This is a genomic window from Acinetobacter sp. 1424608, from assembly GCF_000588255.1.
Lineage (GTDB): Bacteria > Pseudomonadota > Gammaproteobacteria > Pseudomonadales > Moraxellaceae > Acinetobacter > Acinetobacter nosocomialis.
Genome location: NZ_JFXL01000016.1, coordinates 33,869 through 58,461 on the forward strand (window position 1 = coordinate 33,869; position 24,593 = coordinate 58,461).

The 24,593-nt window shown below is 41.1% G+C and carries 15 protein-coding genes, 4 tRNA genes and 1 pseudogene; 14 read left to right on the top strand and 6 right to left on the bottom strand.

From position 1 onward, the window contains the following. Nucleotides 1-5 precede the first annotated feature (5 nt). The 4 genes from J678_RS18120 to J678_RS18135 all read left to right on the top strand — a co-directional run bounded on the left by J678_RS18120 (nucleotide 6) and on the right by J678_RS18135 (nucleotide 4,438). Nucleotides 6-1,133 (top strand): acyl-CoA dehydrogenase family protein, encoded by a 1,128-nt coding sequence (locus J678_RS18120; RefSeq protein ID WP_031952106.1) that lies wholly within the window; start codon nucleotides 6-8, stop codon nucleotides 1,131-1,133. Between the two features lie 21 nt (nucleotides 1,134-1,154). Continuing rightward, nucleotides 1,155-1,928, top strand: a complete 774-nt coding sequence (locus J678_RS18125) for an enoyl-CoA hydratase (protein ID WP_004711103.1) — start codon at nucleotides 1,155-1,157, stop codon at nucleotides 1,926-1,928. Nucleotides 1,929-1,940: 12 nt separating this feature from the next. Continuing rightward, complete coding sequence (locus J678_RS18130; protein WP_031956097.1) at nucleotides 1,941-2,966, top strand: enoyl-CoA hydratase/isomerase family protein; 1,026 nt, start codon at nucleotides 1,941-1,943, stop codon at nucleotides 2,964-2,966. A gap of 119 nt (nucleotides 2,967-3,085) precedes the next feature. Next, the gene (locus tag J678_RS18135; RefSeq protein WP_031956096.1) at nucleotides 3,086-4,438 is read left to right on the top strand and encodes an MFS transporter; all 1,353 of its coding nucleotides are present in this window, start codon (nucleotides 3,086-3,088) and stop codon (nucleotides 4,436-4,438) included. 94 nt (nucleotides 4,439-4,532) lie between these two features. Here the strand turns inward: J678_RS18135 and abaI are convergent, their stop codons facing one another. Both abaI and J678_RS18145 read right to left on the bottom strand, forming a co-directional pair. Then, entirely contained in the window at nucleotides 4,533-5,099 is a 567-nt protein-coding gene (gene abaI / locus J678_RS18140) for an acyl-homoserine-lactone synthase AbaI (RefSeq protein WP_079377154.1), read from the bottom strand. 63 nt (nucleotides 5,100-5,162) lie between these two features. Next, on the bottom strand, nucleotides 5,163-5,579 hold the full coding sequence (locus tag J678_RS18145) for a DUF4902 domain-containing protein (RefSeq protein ID WP_050456665.1): 417 nt from the start codon (nucleotides 5,577-5,579) through the stop codon (nucleotides 5,163-5,165). Between the two features lie 818 nt (nucleotides 5,580-6,397). Here J678_RS18145 and abaR point away from each other — a divergent pair. The 9 genes and pseudogenes from abaR (at nucleotide 6,398) to J678_RS0104485 (ending at nucleotide 23,434) form a co-directional block, all read left to right on the top strand. Further along, a complete protein-coding gene (gene abaR / locus J678_RS18150; protein ID WP_031956092.1) occupies nucleotides 6,398-7,114 on the top strand; it encodes a LuxR family transcriptional regulator AbaR in 717 nt (238 codons plus the stop codon). A gap of 680 nt (nucleotides 7,115-7,794) precedes the next feature. Next, nucleotides 7,795-9,684 carry a fatty acyl-AMP ligase gene (locus J678_RS18155; RefSeq protein WP_031956090.1) on the top strand — a complete coding sequence of 630 codons (1,890 nt, stop codon included), beginning with the start codon at nucleotides 7,795-7,797 and terminating at the stop codon, nucleotides 9,682-9,684. Between the two features lie 50 nt (nucleotides 9,685-9,734). Then, a complete protein-coding gene (locus tag J678_RS18160; RefSeq protein ID WP_079377502.1) occupies nucleotides 9,735-11,510 on the top strand; it encodes an acyl-CoA dehydrogenase in 1,776 nt (591 codons plus the stop codon). Next, a complete protein-coding gene (locus tag J678_RS18165; RefSeq protein ID WP_002054205.1) occupies nucleotides 11,507-11,767 on the top strand; it encodes an acyl carrier protein in 261 nt (86 codons plus the stop codon). Before J678_RS18160 ends, J678_RS18165 begins: the two co-directional genes overlap by 4 nt. Next, nucleotides 11,764-15,723, top strand: coding sequence for a non-ribosomal peptide synthetase (locus J678_RS18170; protein WP_031956088.1), 3,960 nt, complete (start codon nucleotides 11,764-11,766; stop codon nucleotides 15,721-15,723). Before J678_RS18165 ends, J678_RS18170 begins: the two co-directional genes overlap by 4 nt. A gap of 24 nt (nucleotides 15,724-15,747) precedes the next feature. Then, nucleotides 15,748-19,494: an outer membrane lipoprotein-sorting protein gene (locus tag J678_RS18175; RefSeq protein WP_032027424.1), complete on the top strand. Its 3,747-nt coding sequence runs from the start codon at nucleotides 15,748-15,750 to the stop codon at nucleotides 19,492-19,494. Continuing rightward, nucleotides 19,491-20,762: a hypothetical protein gene (locus J678_RS18180; RefSeq protein WP_031956086.1), complete on the top strand. Its 1,272-nt coding sequence runs from the start codon at nucleotides 19,491-19,493 to the stop codon at nucleotides 20,760-20,762. Before J678_RS18175 ends, J678_RS18180 begins: the two co-directional genes overlap by 4 nt. Nucleotides 20,763-20,814: 52 nt before the next feature. Then, the gene (locus J678_RS18185; protein ID WP_031956085.1) at nucleotides 20,815-22,680 is read left to right on the top strand and encodes an alpha/beta fold hydrolase; all 1,866 of its coding nucleotides are present in this window, start codon (nucleotides 20,815-20,817) and stop codon (nucleotides 22,678-22,680) included. Then, nucleotides 22,673-23,434 (top strand): annotated as a pseudogene (locus J678_RS0104485) (4'-phosphopantetheinyl transferase family protein). Before J678_RS18185 ends, J678_RS0104485 begins: the two are co-directional and overlap by 8 nt. A gap of 170 nt (nucleotides 23,435-23,604) precedes the next feature. Here the strand turns inward: J678_RS0104485 and J678_RS18190 are convergent. The 4 genes from J678_RS18190 to J678_RS18205 form a co-directional block, all read right to left on the bottom strand. Then, nucleotides 23,605-23,680, bottom strand: a tRNA-Gly gene (locus J678_RS18190). Nucleotides 23,681-23,725: 45 nt separating this feature from the next. Next, nucleotides 23,726-23,801, bottom strand: a tRNA-Gly gene (locus J678_RS18195). 45 nt (nucleotides 23,802-23,846) lie between these two features. Then, a tRNA-Gly gene (locus tag J678_RS18200) sits at nucleotides 23,847-23,922 on the bottom strand. A 45-nt stretch (nucleotides 23,923-23,967) separates the two neighbouring features. Further along, a tRNA-Gly gene (locus tag J678_RS18205) sits at nucleotides 23,968-24,043 on the bottom strand. A gap of 230 nt (nucleotides 24,044-24,273) precedes the next feature. Here J678_RS18205 and J678_RS18210 point away from each other — a divergent pair. Continuing rightward, the gene (locus J678_RS18210; protein ID WP_000051228.1) at nucleotides 24,274-24,582 is read left to right on the top strand and encodes a BolA family protein; all 309 of its coding nucleotides are present in this window, start codon (nucleotides 24,274-24,276) and stop codon (nucleotides 24,580-24,582) included. Nucleotides 24,583-24,593 lie beyond the last annotated feature (11 nt).

The window sequence follows — 24,593 nt, forward strand, 5'->3', positions numbered from 1 at the left end:
TAATAATGCAATTTACCGAAGAACAATTACTCATTCGTGATATGGCGAAAAGTTTCGCCCAAGAACAAATCAAGCCTAATGCCAGCGATTGGGACCGAGACGGGACTTTCCCAAAAGAAACTCTGACTCAAATGGGACAACTCGGTTTTATGGGAATGCTTGTTTCAGAGCAATGGGGCGGTTCAGACACGGGTAACTTAGCCTATGTACTGGCACTCGAGGAAGTTGCGGCAGCAGATGGTGCAACCTCGACCATCATGAGTGTTCATAACTCGGTTGGTTGTGTACCTATTTTAAAATTTGGGACCGACGAGCAAAAAGAGCGCTTTTTAAAGCCTCTGGCGCAAGGTGAAATGATCGGTGCTTTTGCTTTAACCGAACCACATACTGGCTCAGATGCAGCAGCCATCAAAACCCGTGCAGTGAAAGATGGTGACGATTACATTTTAAATGGTGCCAAGCAATTTATTACCTCGGGTAATAATGCCGGTGTCATTATCGTGTTTGCAGTGACCGACCCGAGCGCAGGTAAAAAGGGCATTAGTGCCTTTTTAGTTCCACGCGAAACACCGGGTTATGAAGTGATTCGTGTAGAAGAAAAACTCGGTCTGCATGCTTCAGATACCTGCCAAATTGCGCTGACAGATGTACGCATCCATAAAAGTCTCATGCTAGGTAAAGAAGGCGAAGGTTTAAAAATCGCACTTGCCAATTTAGAAGGTGGGCGTATTGGTATTGCTGCACAAGCAGTCGGTCTAGCACGTGCGGCACTCGAAGAAGCAACTCGTTATGCCAAAGAGCGTATTACTTTTGGAAAACCAATTTTTGAGCATCAAACCATCGCATTTCGCCTTGCCAGTATGGCAACCGAAATTGAAGCAGCGAGACAACTCGTTCACTACGCTGCGCGTTTAAAAGAAGCAGGCCAACCGTGTCTCAACGAAGCCTCAATGGCTAAGTTATTTGCTTCAGAAATGACTGAGCGTGTGTGCTCAAGTGCCCTACAAGTGTTTGGTGGCTATGGCTATCTCAGAGACTTCCCAATTGAGCGTATTTATCGTGATGCGCGTATTTGTCAAATTTACGAAGGCACAAGTGATATCCAACGTTTAGTCATCGCACGTAGTCTATAGAACCAGAACAAGGAATAAATAATGCAGTGGCAAAGTATTTTATTAGAAAAGCGTAATGGGGTTGGACTGATTACCTTAAATCGCCCTCAAGCGCTCAATGCTTTAAACAGTGAATTAATTAGTGAAATTAATCAGGCATTAGATCAACTCGAAAAAGACCGCGAAATTGGTTGCATCGTATTGGCAGGCTCAGAAAAAGCTTTTGCCGCAGGGGCCGACATTAAAGAAATGGCTGATTTGGCTTTTCCCGATATTTATTTAGATGACTTTTTTCATCTTGCAGACCGTATTGCACAGCGCCGTAAACCTTTAATTGCTGCGGTGAGTGGCTATGCCTTGGGTGGTGGCTGTGAGCTGGCGCTTATGTGTGACTTTATTTATTGTGCTGACAACGCCAAGTTTGGTTTACCCGAAGTCACTTTAGGGGTAATTCCGGGCATTGGTGGGACACAGCGTTTAACCCACGCCATTGGTAAAGCTAAAGCAATGGAAATGTGCCTTACCGCTCGTCAAATGGGCGCAGTAGAGGCAGAGCAAAGCGGTTTGGTTGCACGTGTGTTTAGTAAAGAAGAATTACTTGAACAAACCTTGCAAGCCGCTGAAAAAATCGCAATGCGGTCTTTAACTGCAAACATGATGCTCAAAGAAACCATTAACCGAGCTTTTGAAGTGAATCTTACCGAAGGTTTACGTTTTGAACGCCGCATGTTCCACTCCATTTTTGCAACTGCGGACCAAAAAGAAGGCATGCAAGCATTTGTTGAAAAACGGCAGGCAAATTTTAAAAATCAGTAAGAGATCAATAAAATGAATACAGAAAATCACTTAATGATTGAGCGACAAGGTAAGCTCGGCGTGATTACCTTAGACCGTGTGACTCATCTCAATGCATTGTCGCTAGATATGATTGAAGGGCTTGGTGCCCAATTGGAACTGTGGCGAAATGATGTTGCTGTTCAAGCGATCTTGATCAAATCAAATAGCCCAAAAGCCTTCTGTGCAGGGGGCGATATTCGCTATCTCTACGACAGTTATAAAAATGGCACGGCTGATTACAAAGGCTACTTTAGTGCCGAATATAAAATGCTCAATACACTGCGCGAATATGAAAAGCCAATCATCGTTGTGCTTGATGGCTATGTATTAGGCGGTGGTTTTGGCTTGGCTCAGGCGTGTCACATTGTGGTAAGCAGTGAAAAGTCCAGATTTGCTATGCCTGAAACAGCGATTGGTTTTTTCCCGGACGTTGGCGCAACTCATTTCCTGTCTCGCCTTGATGATATTGGCGTTTATATGGCAATTACGGGTGAGCAGATTAGTAGTAGCGATGCGCTCTATCTCGACTTAATTGACTACCATGTACCAAGCGATCAGTTACAAGCTTTACAAGACGCTCTCGTTGAAGCGCCAAGTTTAAGCAAAGAGGGAATTGAACGCATCATTACCCGATTTATTACTCGGCCTGTCGAAAGTGAGCTTAAACAACTTGCCGAAGGCATCCGTAAACATTTCGGATATCAGCATTTAGATGAGATTGAGCAAAGCCTTGAAAATGAACAGGATGAAAGCTTAAAGGCTTGGGCGAGTAAGATGCTTAGTATTTTGCAGCAGCGTTCATTTATTGCCAAACAAACCAGCTTGAAACTGCAATATTTAGGGCGCGGCCTTTCACTACAGCAGTGTATGCAGCTTGAGCGTGATTTACAGGATATCTGGTTTGAGCATGGTGACTTTATTGAAGGCGTTCGTGCACTGATTGTCGATAAAGATAAACAACCACGTTGGCAAGAACGTAATCCGGAGCTAGAGCAAATTTTAGAAAAACTAAGCTAACCCATTTTAAAAACACACAAAAAGCTTAAGGAGATCAAGCGAGACCTGAACATGCTTATGGTCAGGACAGATCATAAGCATAAAAAGACAAAACAAGAAAATCTAAAAAGGACATTACGATGCAAACAATACATGGAAATGGTTCACATCCTAAAAAGTCGTCACATCGATTAGCAGGCATCTCTAGCATGGTTGGCACCACGATTGAGTGGTATGACTTTTTTGTTTATGGCGCAGCAGCAGCCCTCATTTTTAACAAGCTATTTTTCCCAAATCTGGACCCACTTACAGGTGTGCTTGCTGCATTCGCAACCTATGCCGTTGGGTTTATTGGGCGGCCTTTAGGCGGCTTGGTCTTTGGTCATTTCGGTGACAAGATTGGTCGTAAGTCAATGTTGTTGTTAACGCTGATGCTCATGGGAATTCCAACCGTACTGATTGGCCTCTTACCAACTTATGAATCAATTGGATATTGGGCCGCAATTGGCTTGGTGATCTTACGATTTATTCAAGGTATGGCCATGGGCGGTGAGTGGGGCGGTGCCGTGCTTATGGCAGTAGAACATGCACCCGAAGGTGGTAAAGGGTTCTGGGGAAGTTTACCTCAAGCCAGTACCGGTGGGGGCTTAATGCTCGCCTCAATTGCACTAGGACTGGTATCGTTATTACCTGAGCAAGCACTGTTTAGCTGGGGCTGGCGGTTACCATTTCTTGCCAGCATTATTTTACTGGCAGTGGGCTGGTATATTCGTGTAAAAGTGCCTGAGTCACCAGATTTTGAAAAAGTAAAACAGCAGTCTGAAGAAGTCAAAGTTCCTGCCTTTCAGGTTTTTAAAAACCATCCAAAACAACTTATCACCATTATTTTGGCGAGAGCTGCTGAAAATGCATGGTTTTATATTGCGTCAACATTTACTTTGGCTTATACCACTGCACAACTTGGTATTCCCCGCCAAGATATTTTATTTGCCACCATTTGCGGTGCAGCCGTGATTTTATTTATGACGCCGTTATGCGGACATTTGTCCGATAAAGTCGGTCAACGCAATATGTTTATGTTTGGTCTATGCGTATTGGCACTTTATTCTTATCCATTTTTTAGCATGCTCAATACCAAAGATCCTGTACTGGTCTGGACAGCAATTGTGCTGGCGATTGGTGTGGTGTTTCCAATTATGTATGCGCCACAAGCTCAGCTTTTTGCGCGTCAATTTCCTGCTGAAATTCGTTATAGCGGCATTTCGATTTCAGTACAGTTGGCAGGTGTTTTGGGTGGTGGTTTAGCCCCTATGATTGCCACCAAGCTGCTCAGTATTGGGCAAGGTAACCCATATTTAATTATGCTTTATATTGGAAGTATGGCTGTCGTTGCAATTATATCGACATCATTTATGCCGCGTGATGGAAACTCTAAAACGGATGAGACTTATTATAAAAAGACAAACTTAAATTTAAAAACCAAGATTGATTGATACGCGTTATTTATTCTTCGCAATAAGCGTATTTATTGATTATAAAAAACTAGGTTAACTCATGTCCGAGAGACAAGAGTTAACCTTTAAACCATTACACATCAATTAAACAGGCAAACATAGAATAGCCATCAATCGTCATTGGTGGGCCTGCACGATGGGCACGAAAACCAGCAGCACGTAATAAACGCTCTACACCCAGAGGAGAGGTCGTAATAAGTTGTTTGGCCCCTTGTTCTCTTGCAAAGTTAATCGCTTCTTGCAGAATTGCAATTGAAACTGGCGATGACACTGCTTGACTTACTGTTGTAGGCGGATTTGAAAAATCTACGGCTGAAAATCTTGATAATTCCCAAATTTCTGGGGAACACGGGAGAGGTATTCCATTCAGTAATTGAGGAAATATTTCACCAAGTAAATACGGTTGAGTCGTAGGTAGTAATCTGGCACAGCCAATAATATTAGAGTCTCTATCTTGAGCGACCACATAAGCTGTATCGACTTTATCAAATTGATCGAGTTCTTCATTATGTGGGCAGTTTAACTCCCATCCTAAATGCTCAACAAATACCTTATAACGGTAACTTTTAAATTTGCTATATAAGCCTTCTGAAAAATTGTTTTGAAATCCAGCAATAATATTCACTACAAGTGCTTCCACTTATTTTTGATGTGACTTTACTGAACAGCTGGAAAGGCGGTAACTGTAAAAATTTACAGGTTTCTAAGAGAAATTCAGACTTACTTTAGACTTGATTAAGCTTGTATTGATTTGAGCATAAATGAACTGTTCCCAGAACAAAGTATCTATCTTCCTTTTGATTAATGTTTCAGTGCTATCAAATCCAATATCTGTACCAGATATATCAACAATCATAATATTGCTTCTAGGCAGACCAGTTCGTTTTAAAGTAACAAAACCGTTTTGTTCAATAAATTCCCAGTCCCATCCTGTACTTAAAGCAGGAGTTTTTAATGTCGCCCATTCAGTAAAACCATAATAAACAATTTGAGATTTTTCAATTTGGGTTGATTCAACGATAGATACAACGTGTTGAAAAGGGTAATTTATGAGTTGGTTCTCATTCATACGAATAAAACCATCTGTCGAAATTGAAAAATGAGGGGTAATGTTGGCCATGCTACCTGTTCAAGTACCCTGAAATAGAAATCTTTTGATAAATACCATAAATTATTGCCAATTAAATACTGTTATGTTTAACAGGTTAAATATAATTTGATGCCCTATATCGTTAAGCTATTCTTATTGGAAGATTATTCAAGTATTAAGGTTGGCTAAAGTAAAAAATGATTATCTTGTAGTTATAATATAAAAAATGCTTTTGACAATGCTCAATTGACTTACTTTTTTTAGCTTTTTTAGGTGGCTTTTATACTTGTTATTAAAACAATAGTTTTAACTAAAATAAGCCACCATGTAATTATTTGATTTGCTAAATAATTATTTATTTTTTTAGTTTGAATATATAATGATTGGTAAAATTATATTTCTTGGGTCATTGTTGAAATGTATTATTTAATTAAATTAATAAAATATAATTTCAAGATTAAATAATGAGCATTGTTTTTTTATTTTAAAAACTATGTTTTTTGGAATAAAATGCATCCTGTAAAATTTAATTTTTTCAAGCATAATCTGTATATTGAATATAACAACCTTAAAGGCTTTCAGAAATTTAGTTTATCTGAATAATTTACAACCATTTGGGCTTAAAAGTGTTGTTAATTGGATGATGAGTTCAAAATCTGCAATTGAGAAAGTAATAAAAGAAGATGAAGTAGTGGAAATATTTTGACAGCCTCATAATCTTTTAGATTTTTGTAGAGTTCTATTGAAATAAAGGTAAAAAAATAGCCCTACGCTTCAATTTAATTATTTGGATTCACTAGAGATAACTGAACAAAAAATAATTTCTGAATGGAGCCTAATGAGAGCAAATGGAAAGTTGGCAAGAGGATTTATTATCAGCATTTTTGGTCGTAAAAAATGAAGATGAATTGTTTGAAGTAGTCAAATCTACAGCGTCAAAGCTTGGATTTGATTATTGTGCTTATGGTATGCAGTCACCGCTATCTATTGCTGAACCAAAAACAATTATGTTGAATAATTATCCTCAGGCATGGCAAAAGCGCTATATAGAACAACGTTACGTGAAGGTAGACCCTACTGTGCAGCATTGTATGGTATCACTTCAACCTCTTGTCTGGTCGAGTCAAAATGCAAAAACACAAGAAGAAAAAGATTTCTGGGAAGAGGCGCGTTCTTATGGTTTAAATGTCGGTTGGGCTCAGTCAAGTCGTGATTTTATTGGGACGAGAGGGATGTTAACACTAGCAAGATCCACCGATCAATTATCAGAAAAAGAGCAAAAAGCACAATATACAAATATGTATTGGTTGACTCAAACAGTGCATTCCAACATTGCTAAAATTGTCAATGATGTAGAGTTCTCTCAGTTCAACCTTTATTTAACGAACCGAGAAAAAGAAGCTTTACGTTGGACAGCAGAGGGTAAAACCTCAGCAGAGATTGCTCAGATTATTGGGGTTACTGAAAGAACTGTAAATTTTCATCTTTGTAACTCGATGCAAAAATTAAATGTAAATAATAAAATTTCAGCAGCTATTCGAGCAGTAATGCTGGGACTTTTGTAAAAAGATATATAAAGAATATAGGGTATTATAAAATAAATAATTATATGATATTTATTTAAATATTTTTATAATGTGTATCTTAAGTTTTTATTTTAAAAAGTTAATCTATGAATTTAAAGTAAGGAATAAGTTTATTATTTTAAATAAAATTATTTATAGTTTATTATAGTAATGTATAAATTAAATTTTAATTATCTGAAATAAAATTAAGTAGGCGGTATTAATAATTTAATCTTAAAAGTAAAATTATACGAGAGTTGATATTATTTGATAATTTATCTTTAAAAGAACTATAAATTATATCTCATATAGAAACTAAAAAAATTAAAACAAACGCAGCAGAAGAAAAACTAAGTAATGATCTGAAGATTAAAAAATTTTACTTAAGAGTATCTAAAAGTAGATCAAAGAATGGTCGCTTTTTAATTATTTAAAAGTTCTTAAACTATATAACTGGATAAAAAATAATTTTTAAAAATATTTTAGCTTCTTATTTTTCAATAAGTAACATCTAACCTGTAAACCCTTACAGGTGTAATAAAGGACACTTGTGCATAAAATATAATGTGAATTTATATTTTAAAGAAAAAGTATATTCATTTTTATTAAAACCCCCAACTAGAAATTAATTTCTGAATCAGCAGGTTTTAAGGGTTAATTATAATTAATCGGAGTAAGTTATGGCTGTAATGTGTACGGATAATATCATTGCAACTTTGGAATCCCACGCGAACCTAAATGGGGGTAAGACTGCTTTTGAGTATTTGGGACGCCAATCTGGTGGGATTCAATCTCTAACGTATGCAGATCTGAATAAGCGAGTTCAACACCAAGCTCAGATATTAATGAACCTTGTAGACAGTGGTGATCGTGCAGTCTTGCTGTTCGAACCGGGGCTAGACTTTATCGTATCGTTCTTTGCTTGTCTGAAAGCTAAAATTATCGCAGTACCAGTTAGCCTGCCGTTTAATCGCAATGGTTTTTCTAATATTTTGAATATTATGAATGACTGTGAGCCAAAAATCGTGCTCACAACAAAAAAGATTCTTGAGTTATCTGGCCTAATTACATTAAAAGCTCAAAATGAAAGTTTAATACTACATGCTGTTGATACGGAATTTCAGCGAGACTTGGTGGAAAAGGATTTTCCTTATATTGATGCAGATGATGTTTGTTTCCTTCAATACACTTCAGGATCGACCGGTTGGCCTAAAGGTGTAATTGTTACCCACAAAAATATTATGGCAAATGAAGCCATGATTACGGAAGCTTTTTGTACACAACCTGATGATATCGGCCTTACATGGTTGCCTGTTTATCATGATATGGGATTGATCGGCTCGGTTTTGCAGAGCGTGTATGTGGGGCTAACTTGTTATGTAATGTCGCCTCTGGACTTCATACGTAAGCCGCTTAAATGGCTACAATTTATTAGTGAAAAAGGCGTCACGATCAGTGGTGGTCCAAACTTTGCGTATGAGTTGTGCTTGCATCGTATTTCAGATGAAGACGCAGCAACGCTTGATCTGAGCCGCGTACGTGTACTATTTAACGGTGCGGAACCAATCAAAGCGCATGTCATGCAGCGTTTCATGGAGAAGTTCAATACTCAGTCCAAACTGAAACTAGATACTTTCTTGCCATGCTATGGCTTGGCGGAAGTGACGCTCTTAGTCAGTGGTATGACTGGACCTCTCAATGCAATTTCTCTTGATCGTGATAAGTTGAATGCCCACTTGGTACAAACCAGTCAGGATCAGACCGCGGTACAAGTGGTGAGCTGTGGCAAGATCTCGGCGCACATTGATTGCCGTATAGTTAATCCACATACCCATAAAGAAGTAGCAGCTCATGAAGTTGGTGAAATCTGGCTAGCAGGAGAGAGTGTCACCGCAGGCTACTGGCAGAAGCCTGAGATCAATCAGGAAACCTTTGAAGCAACGATCCTTGATGAAGCAGGTCAGCCAAGTAAAGAATATTACTTAAGAACGGGTGATATGGGCTTTATCAAAGATGGAGACCTGTATGTAACTGGCCGTCTTAAGGATGTAATTATTATCCGTGGCAAAAACTATTACCCACAAGATATCGAATGCTCTGTTGAAATGGCACATCCTGCTGTTCGTAAAGGCTGTGTTGCAGCAGTAAATTTTGCTGATTCTGAGGGTGTTACGGTTGTACTTGAGATCAAGAAGAAATCATTAAACAAAACTCTTAATTTTGAAAACATCAGGACTCAGGTTAAAGAACAAGTGGCAGCTGATATTGGCTTGCCTGTAGAAGGGGGCTATTTATTGCATCAAGGCCGAATAAATAAAACGACTAGCGGCAAAATTAGAAGAAGAAAAATTAAAGAACAGATCGAGCGAGGTCAGCTGGTCTGTTTGACCCATCCAAACCGTAGAACGGTGATTGCTCGAAATTATATCAAGAACAGTTTAGAAGTCATCCGTGATCGTGAGCAGCGGGGGCAGTTGATTCGTTATAGCTCCAATCTACTCAACTCAATGATCAAGGAACGTGAAGTGCGCACGCTGATTTTTAATCGTCTGAAAAGTGCTTTGTTTTAACCCTTACCCTTTAATCATTTGAGTGAAAATTCATGTCACTTACTTCCAATTTGCGGCAGTTTCAATCTGCTGCTCGTCTGGAGCAAATTTTAGGCTCCGTACATGATACCAACAATGATTTTTCTTGGTCCGCTGCCATCGAGCGTGATGAAAAGGAACAGTATCCTCAGCGTGCTGTTGATTTTCTGAATGCGGTGGGTATGAACCGTTTCTATGTACCTTCAGAACTTGGGGGGCGCATGGAAATTGGTGAAGAGTTGTTATATCTGCATCGTGTGTTAGCACGACGCGATCTAACCATCAATTCGACCTATAGTACGAATGCTTGGTCTGTGATCGTATGGATCGGTGGTAATGCGAATCAATGTCAAAACATCGCTAACCGAATTTTAAGTGGTGCTGCGCCAGCACTAGCTTATAGTGAAAAAGCACATGGTGCAGATCTGTTATCTAGTGAAGTGACTGCACAATCTGGTGAAAGCAAGTATGTCTTAAATGGCGAAAAATGGTCGATCAATCGCGCCACTTTAGGTGACTCTTTAAGTCTGATTGCTAAAACATCGAATGATCGTGGACCGCGTAGTTTGAGTGCATTCTGGCTCGATAAGCGTCAAATGGCTTCGAAAGGAACGTATAGCCTGAACCGTCTGCCAACAGTGGGTATGCGTGGTCTAGATATTAGCGGTATTGGTTTTAATAATGCTGAAATTCACAAAGACGCTCTAATCGGTGAAGAAGGCCAGGGCTTGGAGCTTGGTCTCAAGACGCTACAGGTAACACGTGCATATTGCAGTAGTTTCTCGCTCGGAGCGGGTGACACGATGCTACGTATCGCGACCGAATTTGCTATTGAGCGCGAGTTATATAACAAAAAAGTGATAAACATTCCGCTAGTGCGTGAGCAACTCGCCACCGCCTATGCTTATCTTTTAGCGGCTGAGGTGTTATCACTCGTTGGTGCGCGTGGATTACATGTTTGTATCAATCAATTCAGTACATGGTCACCAATCGTCAAGGTCGTAGTACCTGAGTATGTAGAGTCGCTTGCCAAGATCACTTCTTCAGTGCTTGGCTCACGTTTTTTCTTAAGAAATGCATATGCTGATGGAATGTACCAAAAAGCATTCAGAGACCATCTGATTGTTAGTGTATTTGATGGTAGCAGTACCGTCTGTCTAGACAGCCTGAGTTTTCAGCTCAAGTCTGCCAATAAAGGTCGTAGTAAAAAAGCCGATCAACTCAATCAAGCCGAAGCTAAAGCACGCTATCGCCAGTTGTATGACTTGCAGGTAGAGACAGGTGCTATTGATTTTCGTGAGCTGGAGATTTTTAACCGAGATGGTGACTTGGTAATGGAGTCGCTCGGGACAATCATCGAAATGCTCAACAATACCGATGTCACAGCAGGATTGTCTGCCCAAACGCTTTCTACACTACGTGAGCGAGCAAACCAGTTGCTTGTTGAACAGCGCTCATTGGATCAAAAAATTCAGGATTACTTTTCAAACTCTGAGAAAAGCAACGAATTTGAAACGCTGCGCTTTAGCCTTGCCCGTGGCTACGCCGAGCTGTTTGCCCGCATTGCTGTGCTGGGTTTCTGGGTTTTTAACCGTCATGGTTTAAGGCCTGCTTTGCAGGATGGTGCATGGCTGATCATTTTCTTAAATACCGATGAAGGAGAGTCATCTCCTCCTATGGCATCAGTACGTGAAAGCACATTGGCAGATTTGCTAGACCGAATTTCAACTAACCATATGTTATCTGTTATCGATTTTGCATTGGCACCGCGCGATGCCAAACCAGTTAAAGAGGAGATTACCCCATGAATAAGGATAAAGCTTACTGGAGCGCGATCATTCGTACACTAGTAGCCAAAGAAATGCGTGTAGAGCCTGAGACGATTGATCCAGAGCAAAAATTTACCAGTTATGGTCTTGATTCGATCGTTGCTTTGTCTGTCTCTGGGGATTTAGAAGATCTGACAAAACTGGAGCTTGAGCCGACATTACTATGGGATTACCCAACAATTAATACATTGGCCGAATATCTTGTTTCTGAGTTGCAACAGGGAGTTGCTTCATGAATAACATTGCACACCTAGAGCCAAAAATTCTGTCACGTCACGCGATTTCTGCAGAGCAGCTTGGTATTTGGTATATCCAACGTTTTGAGCCAACTTGCAGTGCCTACAATATGGTGGTGGCCTTTGATGTAAAGGTCAATCAACCATTAGGCAACAAACCGATGGAGATTTTGGAAGCGGTGATGGATGATTACCCGCTATTGCGTGTAAGCATGCCTGCCAATGAACAGGGGATTGAGCAACTTATCTGGGATCGCGTGTATCCTAATATTATTTTCACTGATGCTCGACATGTTGAAGCTTCTGATTTGACAAAATTGGTTGAACAAGATACCAAGCAACCATTTGACCTGACTCAACCACCATTGTGGCGTATTCATTGTTATGAACGTGGTCAGAATCATTATGTGGTCGCAGTTGTGATTCATCATGCCTTAATGGATTTCTGGTCAATTGGTCTGTTGCTGCGTGATGTCTGCAAGCGCTTTGGACTAATTACAGAGTCAAATGCGGTAGACGGAATTGAGTTCGCACAGTATGCGGATAAGCAGAAGAACAATGCGACCGACGATGATGATGAAAGCCTACTTTTCTGGAAAAATGCGTTACAGCACGCACCACATGTGCATAGTATTCCGCTTGATTACCCACGTCCAGCTGTGCAGCAACATAAAGGTAGCTCGGTGATTTTCCGTGTGCCTGAGTCAGTATCATCTGGGCTTGTGAGCTTGGCGAAAGATTATGAGATCACATTGTTTGGTCTTGTACTATCTGGCTTTTATATCCTACTGAACAAACTATCAAATGAAAATAATCTAGTTATTGCCACAGCAGTAGCAGGTAGGCTTGAGCGTTCTTTGCGTAATGCGCTTGGGCAATTTGTCAATACAATAGCTCTTCATGTAGACATTGATGCTGATCAAACATTACGCCAATTTACGCAACAGGTCCAAGAACAATTAAAACAAAGCCTAAAACATCAAAAAGTTGCCTTTTCTAGAGTAGTTGAGGCTGTCTCACCAAAGCGCGATGGCAGTATTAACCCATTGGCTCAGGTGGGAATGTTCTGGGAACGTCTAGGCGGCATGGATGAGTTTAAGGAACTACTCTTACCAATCCAGAATCCAGCTACATTAGTTGGTCAAGACCTGACTTTAGGAAGCTTTCCAGTTCGCCAGCAAGAAGGTCAATTAGACATTATGCTGGAAATGGGGGGTGAATATCAGGGTGAATTGGTTGGTGTACTGAAATACAATTCCGAAATATTCTCTGCAGAGTCTGCCGAAAATATGGTGCAACTGCTGCAAATCATACTATCGGAGATGGTGACCCATCCTGAGCGTAAGCTCATTGAGTTAGATATTGCTCCTAGTTATGCGAATAACATCCAGCTAGGCTATCTACATGGTCAGGTTACGGACTATTCTAAGCATGATTTATTGGCAATGATTCTGAAGCAGATTGACGAGCGTGGTGACAACTATGCTACGACCTGCAGAGATCATGATGTCAGCTATCATGAGTTAGGTCAGCATATCGCTGGTATCGCTGAATATTTGCGTGCACACAATATTACCAATGGTGATCGTGTAGGTCTGATGTTAGACCGTACTACGCTATTGCCTGCTGCAATCCTCGGAATTTGGGCGGCAGGAGCAGCATATGTGCCATTAGATCCTAGTTTCCCAAGAGAACGTCTGCATAACATCGTAGAAGACGCTGAACCTAAAGTCATCTTGACTCAAGCTGAGTTAATGGATGCTGTTAATGTTTCTGTGCCTCGTTTAGATATTAATCGAGCTGGTGTTGTACCCCTTGAGCAAGTGCGTGAGACACTTGCCTTTGGTGATACCGCTTATGTGATGTACACCTCAGGTTCGACAGGGAAGCCCAAAGGCGTGCGTATTGGGCATCCTTCAATGGCTAATTTCTTGCTGTCTGTGAATGATAGGCTGCAAGCAACGCCAGATATGCAGTTATTGGCGATTACAACTTATGCCTTTGATATTTCGGTTGTTGAGCTATTGATTCCGTTGATGTATGGCGGTGTGGTACACGTCTGCCCACGTGAGGTATCGCTAGATGGTAACTTGCTGGTGGACTATATGCAGGCGAAGTCGATCAATATTATGCAGGCAACACCAGCCTCTTGGAAAATGCTTTTAGATAGCGACTGGAACGGTATTCCGGGTATGACTGCAATTAGTGGCGGCGAGGCACTCGATCCTATACTTGCAGAAAAACTTTTGGGCAAAGTAAGTTGTCTCTGGAATATCTATGGTCCGACCGAAACTACAGTATGGTCCAGTGCAGCTCATATCACCGATTCAAAATTGATTGATTTAGGCCAGCCAATGGCGAACACCCAGCTTTATGTTCTTGATGAACAACAGCGGTTGGTCCCACGCGGTGTTATGGGAGAGCTCTGGATTGGAGGCGATGGCCTAGCAATTGATTACTGGCAACGACCTGATTTGACAGATGCACAATTCAGAACCTTGCCATCTCTACCAAATGCCGGTCGACTTTATCGTACTGGAGATAAAGTCTGTTTGCGTATGGATGGGCGTTTGACCCATCACGGACGTCTGGACTTCCAAGTCAAGATCCGTGGATTCCGTATTGAACTGGGTGAAATTGAGAATGTTCTTAAACAGATCGATGGTATTACAGATGCCGTAGTATTAGTTAAGACCACTGCCGACAACGATCAGAAACTGGTGGCCTATGTGACAGGGTCTGAGATTGATATGGCAGGGTTGAAAAAGACCCTGCAAATCCATCTCCCAGCTTATATGGTGCCAAGTACGTTTATCCAATTGGATGAATTTCCAATGACGGGTAGTAACAAAATAGATCGTAAGGCGTTCCCTGAGCCAGTGTTTGAGCAGAGCAATGATTATGTTGCACCACGAGATTCGATCGAAATCGAGCTATGTACGACCTTTGAGCAGATTTTGTCAGTTAAGCGAGTGGGTATACATGATGATTTCTTTGAGTTAGGCGGGCATTCATTACTTGCGGTGAAGCTTGTCAATCATCTCAAGAAGGTATTTGGTACCGAATTATCAGTTGCCTTACTAGCACAGTACTCCACTGTAGAAAGTTTAGGCGAGATCATCCGTGAAAATAAAGAAATCAAACCTTCCATCGTAATCGAATTACGTCGTGGAACCTATGAACAACCGTTGTGGCTGTTCCATCCGATTGGTGGTAGTACTTTCTGTTATATGGAGCTTTCGCGTCATCTCAATCCGAATCGTACTTTACGTGCTATTCAGTCTCCAGGATTGATTGAAGCTGATGCTGCTGAAGTAGCCATTGAAGAAATGGCGACACTCTATATTGCTGAAATGCAAAAGATGCAGCCTCAGGGGCCTTATTTCCTCGGTGGATGGTGCTTTGGTGGTGCGATTGCATACGAGATCAGTCGTCAGTTGCGTCAAATGGGGCAGCAGGTCACAGGGATTGTCATGATCGATACTCGTGCTCCAATTCCAGAAAATGTACCTGAAGATGCCGATGATGCCATGCTCTTGTCTTGGTTTGCTCGTGATTTAGCTGTCCCTTATGGGAAAAAGTTGACGATCCCAGCGCAATACTTGCGCGAATTAAGTTCAGATCACATGTTTGACCATGTGCTTAAAGAAGCTAAAGCTATCAATGTTATACCTTTGGATGCTAATCCATCAGATTTCCGACTTTACTTTGACACTTATTTGGCTAATGGCGTCGCACTCCAGACCTATTTCCCAGAACCTGAAGATTTTCCGATCCTCTTGGTCAAGGCTAAAGATGAGATGGAAGATTTCGGGGAAAGCCTCGGTTGGGATCAACTGATCAAAGATACGCTTACACAAGTGGATCTGCCTGGTGACCATTCATCGATTATGTTCGCTGAGAACGTGGCGGCTGTGGCCCAGACAATTGATCAGATGTATCCAGTTCCTGCATAAAAAATATAAGAAGGTAGAACCACTATGGTGACCATAGAACATGCTTTCCTCATACCAGGCGATATTGATAACGTCTTTAAATATCTTGCCAACCCGGGTCATGATGCAAGCTGGCAATTGTCATGTAAGCATTCTGAGCTGCTAGATAATACTCCGCGTGTGGGCAGTAGGTATGAAATCAGTTTGACCTTTGCTGGTCGTGAGTTGGCCTTTAAAGGTGAAATTACACATCTGGTACCCAACGAATTATATGCCTTTCAAGTGCTAGAAGGACCTTTTCTTTATACGGGTACTTACCACTTTAAACCGCATCCAGAAGGTACATGGATTGAGTGGCTTTTTGTGGCGGAACCAGGCGGCTTTTTTGGTGTCTTTCCCGATGCACTGCTAAAAAAGATGGTTCTTGCCCAGTTCAAGAAAGATCTTATTAATCTCCAAGCACTGGCCAAAAAGGGTGGAACCTATGAGGCAGTGAGTCAGCAAGCACAGGAGATCGAAGAACCGTCGCAAGAGATCGAGAAGCTATCGCAGGAGATCGAGAAGCCATCACAAGAGATTGAAGAGCCAGCACAAGAGGCCGATAAAAAATCACACGAGATCGAAACACCACTTCAAAAGACTCATCCAGTGATGGAAAAATATGCGCGTTGGATTCTCAGCCATCGCCGTATTGTGCTGACCGTAGTCATGCTCTTAACGATTGTCTTGGCATATCTCGCATCGGGCGTAAAAATTATTATTGATCCGGGCGCACTTGCACCTAATGGGCATCCTTATATCACCTCGACCAAACTGATCGAAAAGAAATTCGGTTCCAAGTATATGGTCGTGATCGGCATCACACCGAAACAAGGTGATATTTATCAGCCGCAAGTATTAGAAAAAGTTAAACATATTACCGAGGAAGTTGACAATGCACCTGGCGTAGTTCGTTCTACGATGATGAGTCTGGCTGCACGCCAAGCCAAAGGGATCATGGCTAATTCGGAAGGGTTTGATGCCAAGAAATTATTGCCAACCAGTTCTGTAACTCAGGACGATATAGATCATTTGAAAAAAATGTTGGCAATGAACCCGACCTATATGAATTCAGTCGTATCTAAAGATCAAAGAACTGCTGCAATTTTGCTTGAGCTTGAGGAAAGCCCGGAAGGCTTCCAGAAGATGATGGCTCCAATCAACAAAATTGTAGAGAGCGAACAATCTAAAGATATGACCATCAGTGTTGGTGGCAATCCCGTCTATCTCGATAAAGCTGAAGATTATTCTAAGCGTATCAATATCTTGTTCCCAATTGCTGTGTTGGTGATAGGTTTATTGCACTTTGAAGCATTTCGCAGTAAGCAGGGGTTGATCTTGCCACTCGTTACAGCTTTGCTGTCTGTGGCATGGGGTATGGGCATGATGGGCCTATTTAAACAGCCGATGGATATTTTTAACTCGCCTACACCAATTTTGATTTTGGCCATCGCAGCAGGTCATGCCGTACAGTTGTTAAAGCGGTACTACGAAGACTTTGACCGTTTGCTTGCTCAAGGGATGGAGCCTAAAGCTGCCAATAGTGAAGCTGTTGTTCAATCTCTGGTCCGTGTTGGTCCTGTTATGATATTGGCTGGCGGAATTGCAGCGGCTGGGTTCTTCTCCCTGTTAACTTTCAATATTCCGACTATTCGTTCATTCGGTATTTTTACTGGGATCGGGATCATTAGTACACTCGTGATTGAGATGACTTTTATTCCGGCACTGCGCTCGATGTTGCCACCACCTTCTGCTACGAAGGTCAAACGTAAAGGTCTACCGATATGGGATTGGATTCCAAACCGTATTGGTGATGCTATTTTGTCAGTTCGTCCGCGAATGATGTTAATGACTGCGATTGCGGTAGTAGGTGTCTTACTTGCTATCGGCCCCAGCCGTATTGTAGTAGATAACGATAGTCGAAATTTCTTCTCGCGTGACCTGCCAATGCAGAAAGACGACAGATTTTTGAATCAGTCTCTTGGTGGAACAAATAGCCTTTACATTATGGTCGATACTAAAGTTCGTGATGGTATCGAAAACCCTGAAATTCTCAAAGCAATTGATAATACAGAAAAGTTCGCGAATTCAATTCCAGAGGTCGGTAAAACAATCTCTATTGTGGACTATATCAAACGGATGAATCAGGCCATGAATGCCGATCAGCCACAGGCATTTCAGGTTCCTGCAACCAAAGATGTTGTCGCTCAGTATTTACTGTTGTATTCAATGTCTGGTGAGCCGACGGATTTTGATTCCTACATTGATACCACTCAGCGATATGCCAAGATTACGATTCTGATGAAAACAGGTAGTAATCATCGCATTACAGAAATCCTTGAATCTCTAAAAACTTATATGGCAGGTCAATTCGGTGATAAAGCTGTAGTAAGTTTTGGGGGTGACGTGACTCAGACTATTGCTTTAACTGAAACAATGGTCCACGGCAAACTCATGAATATTCTACAAATTTCATTTGCCGTCTTCTTTATATCAGCTTTGGTCTTCCGCTCACTTTCAGCTGGGCTGATCGTTCTGACACCCCTTTTATTCTCAATTCTTGCGATCTTTGGGGTAATGGGTTGGCTCAATATTCCCCTCAATATTCCAAATTCTCTCATCTCGGCTATGGCTGTTGGTATCGGTGCGGATTACGCCATCTACTTCCTCTATCGCTTGCGTGAAATCTTGCGTGAAGAAGGCGGAGATATCAAAGATGCTGTTCGTAAAACCTTAAGTACAGCTGGTAAGGCTTCTCTTTTCGTCGCGACTGCGGTTGCTGGTGGTTATGGTGTACTGTCCTTATCACAGGGCTTCCACGTACATCAATGGCTAGCGCTGTTTATTGTGATTGCGATGCTTTTCAGTGTATTTGCAACCTTAATTATGGTACCTACAATGATTTTGATGCTAAAACCACGTTTTATCTTTTCTTCAAATAAGAAGAGCATTCCTGTTGCACAAACTGTCGTGACAAGCCTTTTGTTGGGTACGGCACTTACTTTTTCACTACCTAAAACATCACATGCAGATGAGGCTCAAGACATTGTTAATCGTAGTGATGATGCCTCTAAGTTCTTGTCTTCAACTGCTAGCGCCAAATTTATTCTGACGTCTAAAAATGGTGAGCAACGTGTACGTATGACTAAAAATATGACTAAGCTTGCTGGAAATACTCAGAACAATATGCGTTTGACTGAGTTCATCTCGCCAGCGGATGTCCAAGGCACTACGACACTGTTGATTGAAAATGCAAAAGGCAGTGATAGCATGTTTGTCTATTTGCCTGCATTGAAAAAAGTACGTCGACTAGCATCAGCGAATAAGGGCGATGCTTTTATTGGTACCGATTTTAGTTATGGTGATGTACTTGGCTATAAGCTCAGTGACTGGAAGTACACGAAACTGGCAGATGGCAAATTTAATGGTAAAGATTGCTACATGATTGAAGCAACGCCAATCAATAATACGGTGAAGAGTGACTTTGGTTATAGCAAACGTCGCATGTGCATACTCAAAGACAACTTTGTTACAGCAACCATCGACATTTGGGATACCGCAGGTAAGCCGTTAAAGCACATTGAGTTCACCGATATCCGTCCTTACGGCAAAGTGAAACCAAGATGGCAGGCTATGAAATCTATGGCGAAAAACTTGCAAACTCAACATATGACGCAAGTGATCGTCAATGATTTTGTCGCAGAAAAAACTTTATCCGATAAGCTTTTCTCACCGCAGAGCCTTGAAAAATGACGCAAGGTGCCTATTGGGTATTTGCATGCTGTAGTAGCTTTATGCTACTGCAACATGCTTATGCAGATGACAGCGAAATTAGTTTTGTAAGCCAGAACTCGGTCAGACTCGATGCGTGGTCATCAGATCGTGATTTAAGTTCGTTAAAAAATATTGGGCAAGCAAGTTTCTGGTCCAATGGTACGCTTAAGTTTAACCCAGCGTTTAAGATCCATTACGATATAAATATTGGAGACGAAACGGACCATACTGTAAATCCGGATCAGGTGAGTAAGGTGAATCGCAACTTACGTGAGTTGTATGCATCTTATAACTGGGATCAAACGTTTTATTTCGACTTTGGTCGCCAGATTGTGGTCTGGGGGAGAGCTGATGGGATTAACCCAACGGATAATCTCTCGCCTCGTGACTATACGCGTCTAGTGCCAGATGAGACAGATCAACGTCTTGGAAATGACGCACTCAAATTGACGTATATTCCTGAATCTGGAACTAATAAATGGACGGCATTATGGTATCCGCGTAGCCGTTCAGATGTGATTCCATTGCGTCAGATTGCTGGTGTTCAGTATGACATAGACCGTAAGAGCCGTCCTGCGTTTGCAGTGCGTTGGGATTATTCCGTAGATGGTCTAGATGTAGGTGCATCGTATTTTTCAGGTTTAGATCACATGCCTGATCTGTCATTGCAGTCGTTATCTTCAACAGGAGCAACGTTACAATTGAAAAATAATCCTATGTCTGTCTATGGGATTGATTTCAGTTATAACCGTAACGATATCGTGTGGCGTGGTGAAGCTGCATATACAAAGACTGACTCGGATGGCAGCGAAGATCTTACGCATAAGAAAAATAATTTAACCGTGGTCATGGGACCCGAATGGTCATTAAAAAATACTACGCTAAGCTTAATGGGTGTGTACAAACATACAGAGGACGTAAGGTCTGCCGATAGCTTGACAGATCCATTATTGAGAGAAGTTTACCGTTATCAGCAAACAATTAGTGATCAATATCAGCAAAATCAGTATGGAGCTATGCTGCGCTATGCACTTAACCTGCTGAATGACAATTTAAAGTTAGAAGTAACAGGGTTCTATTTTTCGCCCAAACCGAATGAGTTACTAAGAGTACGTATTAATTACAACCTCAATGATCACTGGCAGCTGAATGCAGGTGGCGATCGCTTCTGGGGCAGAAATGATACTGTGTTTGGACAATTTAGAGATAACAGTCTGGTATATGCCCAGATTCGATATAATTTTTAAGATAATCCGCTTCAAGTAATACTGGAGCTCGCAATCCCTAATAAGGTGATTTATGGATAATTTAAATAAAGCAAAAAAAGATAATTTTTCACGGAAAACTATATTAGTAACAGGTGCAGCTGGTTTTATTGGAAGCAGATTAGTTGTTGAACTTTTACGTCAAGGTCATCAAGTAATCGCTGCACTGCGTAATACTCCAACCAAGAAAGAAAAACTATTAGATTTCATTGCAAAAGAAGGGCTGATTGATCCCTCTATTTCTTTTGTTGAATATGATTTAAGCCGTGATTTTAAGCTGGACTCTCTATTAGCGGATACTCAAACGAAGATCCATGTTATTTATCATTTGGCTGCATCATTTAGTTGGGGAATTAGTAAAGCTGATGCTCAACTTACCAATGTAAAATCAGGCCTTGCCTTGATTGAGTGGGCGGCAACATTAAAACAGCTTGAGCGATTCATCTGGATTGGTGGATACCGCATGGTTTCTCCACCGAAAGGTTCACCTGATGATTTATATCGTAAATACGGCGGTTATGAGGCTTCGAAACTTTTAGGTCATCAGGCTTTCATTGAGGCTTGTAAGCGTTTAAATGTGCCATGGACTGCAATACATCCTGCTACAGTTATTGATGGTTTCTATCGTTATGGCGATATGCAATATATTGGTATTGCCGAAATGATTGGTAAGTTATATCAGGGACGACTGATGGCACTGCCTGGTGGCCGTGACACATTCTTACCACTTTGTAATATGCAATATATTGTAAGCTTCCTAATCCGCACCATGTTTTATCCTGAAACCATTGCTCAGGAGTATATGCTGCTCGATCCTGCGACGCCGAAATTTCATCACCTGATCCATCTGGCTGCCGAGTATTTAGGAGTGAGTACACCACATTTGCAACTCCCTAAAATTCTACTCGAGAAATTACCTGAAGTATTGCTTGATAGCTCCAAAGAGCAACTTGCTTTTATTTCTAATGAAAACTATCAAGTCGCTGAAACAGTGATGATGGCAACGAAGATGGGGATTGCTGATCTAATCAATACTACTCCTTATTTCTCTCACTGGATTGATCGTCTGGTACTCACACGTTTTGGTCATATGCAAGTAGCTATACCGAGTCGTTTCAGCTATCAGAGTCGATATTGGACAGAAACCTATATTAAACAGTCGCTTAGTTCAGAAAAAGCTTCTGCATTATTTTTACATGGAATCCCATTTGATAGTGCATGCTGGTCTCCAATCATCAATAGAATTACATATGATCAGGTCGCTATGATGGACCTACCGGGACTTGGGCGTTCTGGTAGTTATGAGATAATGGAAGATAACAACCATCAATTTATTGATGTTGCTTCAAAGCTTTTAGCACCAAATAGTGTTGTGATTGCTCACTCGTTAGGGTGTCTTTTCGCATTGAATCTTGCAAAGAAATATCCAGATAAAGTTGCTCGCCTTATCCTGATATCACCTTATCTTGTTCAGGCGCGGGCTGCTAAAATATTCCAAATACAGGCCATCTCTAATTTAATTTTCCGCTTTGTGCCGAAAGATATCATTGCTAAAGATCTACATCCAGATGGACAAAAAAATCCGTCAGTGGACTATGCGATGGATTCATTATGCCGTGTACCAGTATCTAAGCATATTAGCGAGTATATGCATCTCGTTAATTTGCCACAGCAACGAGCCGCTCAAACTACTCTGCTCAATGAGCTTCGATCTAAAGTCGAGATTATTATTGGAGAGAAAAATCCAATCGTTACTCCAATAAGTCCTGATATTCCTGTACATATCATCGCTGGTGCAGGTCATAATCCACACATTACCCATGTAGAAGCGGTTTATGACTACCTCACACCAGTTCTAACAAAGTATATCAGTACTACAGCACAACTTAGTGATGTCTGATATACCCCAAGTGCAGGTTTATATTTGCCCAGTTTCACGGGTACCAGATAATCATCTCATATTGAGTCATTATCTCAGCTTTCTCAATGCCGCAGAAAAGTTGAGATATGATCAATATCTTCCTCAGGCAGCGCGTCTTTTCTTAATTTCTCGTGTCTTAACGAAGTCTGTTCTAGCAGATAAGCTGGGTATTTCAGCACATCAAGTCAATATTCAATTACAACCGAACGGCAAACCTTTTGTACAAGGTAGTAAGACGATTTATTTTAATCTTAGTCATTCAGCGGACGTTATTGTCCTTGCTGTGACTGAAGAAGGGGAAATTGGTGTTGATGTTGAATGAGTGAATCGAGAGTTCCAATGGAAGCGGGTTGATAGCGTTTTAGACCTAAGTGAAATAGAGTGGATTCAGGAAAATGAACCGATTGACCCATTCAGCGTATATCAGCGGTTTTTTCAAATATGGACCTTGAAAGAAGCCTATATTAAATGTACTGGTCAAGGAATGAGTAGCCATTTAAAGAAGCTGAATTTCCGTATCTTTTCTGAACATATAAAGTTTTTTGATGCAACTCATAATGCTCAAAAAACAGAACATTATTATTTTCAAAGTCATATCTATGACTGCAATTTTATCTTTTCCATATGTTTACAGCAGAGCCACCATATAGAACGCTTTAATATGGACTGTTTCCAATTATTGCCGTGTATATCTATGCATCCAATGAAGCCGACACCTTGTAAATATAATTAAATGGATGTAACTGGCAATTTAAAAAGGTGAATCGGGTAGAAGCTAGAAAGACTTTCGTTGGACTTGAACCAGGTTCTTCTCAGTAAGTTATGCTGTGAATTGATAAAGTAAAAAATAAGGATCGATAAAAAGAAAAAAGCCCCAGTCTTTTGACTAGGGCCTTTTAAATTTGGAGCGGGAAACGAGACTCGAACTCGCGACCCCAACCTTGGCAAGGTTATGCTCTACCAACTGAGCTATTCCCGCATATATGAGCAGTTTTTACTAAAACTTTCTCAAAAAAAACCAATTTGGAGCGGGAAACGAGACTCGAACTCGCGACCCCAACCTTGGCAAGGTTATGCTCTACCAACTGAGCTATTCCCGCATATATGAGCAGTTTTTACTAAAACTTTCTCAAAAAAAACCAATTTGGAGCGGGAAGCGAGACTCGAACTCGCGACCCCAACCTTGGCAAGGTTATGCTCTACCAACTGAGCTATTCCCGCATATATGAGCAGTTTTTACTAAAACTTTCTCAAAAAAAACCAATTTGGAGCGGGAAACGAGACTCGAACTCGCGACCCCAACCTTGGCAAGGTTATGCTCTACCAACTGAGCTATTCCCGCGTGCCGCTTATAATACATTAAGCAAAACAAGGGTCAACAACTTTATGCAAATAATTATGCTGATTGCATAAAATAAAAACAGAAATGAGTATTTAGAGCCGTTTTTATTGATAAGTTGCCGAATAAATAGACATTTTGTTTGAAGTCAAAGCGTACAAGAGCAACTTTTGTTTGTGTGTAGACAGGGTATACTAGGTCTAAATATACGAATAATCGTAAAAGGAAAAGCTATGAGCCTTGAACAACAGTTGATTGAACGGTTACAAACCCTTGCACCTAGCCATTTAGAAGTTATTAATGAGTCTGCTGGCCACGGTGGATATTTTCCAGGTAAAGAATCACATTTTAAAGTGATTGTGGTGAGTGAAGAGTTTAACGGCTTGCGTTTGGTTCAACGTCATCAAAAAGTTTATGCCTTGGCTTCTGATTTAATGAATCCGGGACAAATCCATGCTTTAGCAATTCACGCTTATTTACCAAGTGAGTGGCAAGGTCAAGCGCCAGCGAGTCCAGAATGTGCACATGCACCTAAGAGCTAAGGGCTTAGTTT

Coding starts and splice junctions, on each gene's coding strand:
- J678_RS18135 (WP_031956096.1), top strand. CDS start 3,086: ATGCAAACAATACATGGAAATGGTTCACATCCTAAAAAGTCGTCACAT.
- J678_RS18145 (WP_050456665.1), bottom strand. CDS start 5,579: ATGGCCAACATTACCCCTCATTTTTCAATTTCGACAGATGGTTTTATT.
- J678_RS18210 (WP_000051228.1), top strand. CDS start 24,274: ATGAGCCTTGAACAACAGTTGATTGAACGGTTACAAACCCTTGCACCT.
- J678_RS18170 (WP_031956088.1), top strand. CDS start 11,764: ATGAATAACATTGCACACCTAGAGCCAAAAATTCTGTCACGTCACGCG.
- J678_RS18125 (WP_004711103.1), top strand. CDS start 1,155: ATGCAGTGGCAAAGTATTTTATTAGAAAAGCGTAATGGGGTTGGACTG.
- J678_RS18130 (WP_031956097.1), top strand. CDS start 1,941: ATGAATACAGAAAATCACTTAATGATTGAGCGACAAGGTAAGCTCGGC.
- J678_RS18185 (WP_031956085.1), top strand. CDS start 20,815: ATGGATAATTTAAATAAAGCAAAAAAAGATAATTTTTCACGGAAAACT.
- J678_RS18155 (WP_031956090.1), top strand. CDS start 7,795: ATGGCTGTAATGTGTACGGATAATATCATTGCAACTTTGGAATCCCAC.
- abaR (WP_031956092.1), top strand. CDS start 6,398: ATGGAAAGTTGGCAAGAGGATTTATTATCAGCATTTTTGGTCGTAAAA.
- J678_RS18165 (WP_002054205.1), top strand. CDS start 11,507: ATGAATAAGGATAAAGCTTACTGGAGCGCGATCATTCGTACACTAGTA.
- J678_RS18120 (WP_031952106.1), top strand. CDS start 6: ATGCAATTTACCGAAGAACAATTACTCATTCGTGATATGGCGAAAAGT.
- J678_RS18175 (WP_032027424.1), top strand. CDS start 15,748: ATGGTGACCATAGAACATGCTTTCCTCATACCAGGCGATATTGATAAC.
- J678_RS18180 (WP_031956086.1), top strand. CDS start 19,491: ATGACGCAAGGTGCCTATTGGGTATTTGCATGCTGTAGTAGCTTTATG.